This window comes from Kitasatospora sp. NPDC093558 (assembly GCF_040683475.1).
Taxonomy (GTDB): domain Bacteria; phylum Actinomycetota; class Actinomycetes; order Streptomycetales; family Streptomycetaceae; genus Kitasatospora.
In genome coordinates, this window is sequence record NZ_JBFBDY010000954.1 from 1 (window position 1) to 1,967 (window position 1,967).

Sequence of the window (1,967 nt, forward strand, 5' to 3'; positions counted from 1 at the left end):
TGGCACTTCCCGAGGAGCCAGGTCGGCACTGCCCGAGGGGCCCGGTGGCGAACGACCGTCACCGGGCCCCTCGGCGTCGGCGCCATCGGATCCGCCGTGCCTCGCTGTGCCGGTTTGACAAAGCGCCTTGCCGTGGCGGCGAATGGCGGGTATGGGCGACGACGCGGATTTCGAGAATGTCCTGAACACCGTGGGCCCCCGGCTGCGCGCGTTGCGGCGGGAGCGCGGGACGACGCTGGCCAAGCTGGCGGCGGCCACCGGGATCTCGCTCAGCACGCTGTCCCGGCTGGAGTCGGGGCAGCGGAAGCCGACGCTGGAGCTGCTGCTGCCGCTGGCGCGCGAGTACCGGGTGCCGCTGGATGAACTGGTCGGCGCGCCGGCCACCGGCGACCCGCGGATCCACCCGCGCCCGGTGACCAGGAACGGGCAGACGATCGTGCCGCTCACCCGCCACCTGGGCGGGCTGCACGCCTACAAGCACGTCATGCCGCCGGGGCACGGGACCGGACCCGGACTGGAACTGAAGGTGCACGAGGGCTACGAGTGGCTGTACGTACTGTCCGGGCGGCTGCGGCTGCTGCTCGGTCCGCACGACATCGAGCTCGGCGCCGGGGAGGCCGCGGAGTTCGACACCCGCACCCCGCACGCCTTCGGCAACGCCGGTCCGCAGCCGGTGGAGTTCCTCAGCCTGTTCGGGCCGCAGGGCGAGCGCATCCACGTCAGGGCGCGCCCGGGAACCTCTGTTCGGTAGGTTCGTTTCCTGACAGCGGGGGGTTTCCGTTCCGGACTCCCGCAGGCCGTGGGAGGGGCCGAGGAGATGAGTGTCCAGCAGAGCACGGAGACCGGTGACAGCGGCGGGGCCGGAGAGGGAGCCGGGGGAACGGAGGAGGAACAGGGCAAGGGACGGGGCAAAGAACGGAAGAAGCGGCCCTTCTGGCAGGAGCTGCCGATCCTCCTCGTGATCGCCCTGCTGCTCTCGCTCGGCATCAAGACCTTCTTCGTCCAGGCCTTCTCGATCCCGTCCGGCTCCATGGAACAGACCCTCGACATCGGCGACCGGGTGCTCGTCGACAAGTTCACCCCCTGGTTCGGCGCGAAGCCCGAACGCGGCGAGGTCGTCGTCTTCCGCGACCCGGGCGGCTGGCTGGAGGGAGCGCCGAAGCAGTCCGGCGGCTCCGTCATGGGCACCGTCCAGAAGGTGCTGAGCACCGTCGGCCTGATGCCCTCGGCGGACGAGAAGGACCTGATCAAGCGGGTGATCGCGGTCGGCGGGGACACCGTCGAGTGCAAGAAGGGCGGCCCGGTGAAGGTCAACGGCGTCGCGCTGGACGAGCCGTACATCTTCCCCGGCTCCACGCCCTGCGACAACGACCCGGTCGGCGTCGTGACCGTCCCCAAGGACCACCTGTGGGTGATGGGCGACCACCGGAACAACTCGCGCGACTCCCGTCCGCACCACAACGAGACCGGCGACGGCTTCGTCCCGGTGGACAACGTCGTCGGCCGGGCCTTCGTCGTCGCCTGGCCGATCCCGCACTGGAGCACCCTGCCGGTGCCCGACACGTTCGACCAGAAGGGCCTCGCCGCGCCGGACGCGCCGCGGTCGCCGCAGTCCCCGCAGTCGTCGCAGTCGCCGGTGGAGGCGCCGTCCGTGCCGGGTGCCGCTGCACTCGTGGCGGCCGTGCCACTGACGGTGTGGCGGCGTCGGCGCCGGGCGCGCGGCAAGGGCTGAGGTGACGCCGGACCGGTTGTGCGGAAGCCCGCCCGCGTAGCTCTACACGCCTGTAGAGTTCGAGGGGTGAGCTGCACGCCTGGCCGCGTGGCCGCCCGTCCGGCGGGAGGCCGACGGCCAAGTCCGGTCGGGAGGCGGAACCGTGGTGGAGAGTCGGCGCAGTCCTGAGGACGGCGGGGAACCGGCCGGGCCGGACGTCCAGTGGGTGTACCAGCCGGTCGAGGTGCACCACGCG

Annotated in this window: 2 protein-coding genes; both read left to right on the forward strand. The window is 71.8% G+C overall.

What is annotated here, in order from left to right; translation table 11 throughout:
* Positions 1–151: 151 nt before the first annotated feature.
* Entirely contained in the window at positions 152–751 is a 600-nt protein-coding gene (locus tag AB0O00_RS37335; RefSeq protein ID WP_363659139.1) for a helix-turn-helix transcriptional regulator, read from the forward strand.
* 66 nt (positions 752–817) lie between these two features.
* Positions 818–1,732 (forward strand): signal peptidase I, encoded by a 915-nt coding sequence (gene lepB, locus AB0O00_RS37340; protein WP_363659140.1) that lies wholly within the window; start codon positions 818–820, stop codon positions 1,730–1,732.
* Positions 1,733–1,967: the final 235 nt, after the last annotated feature.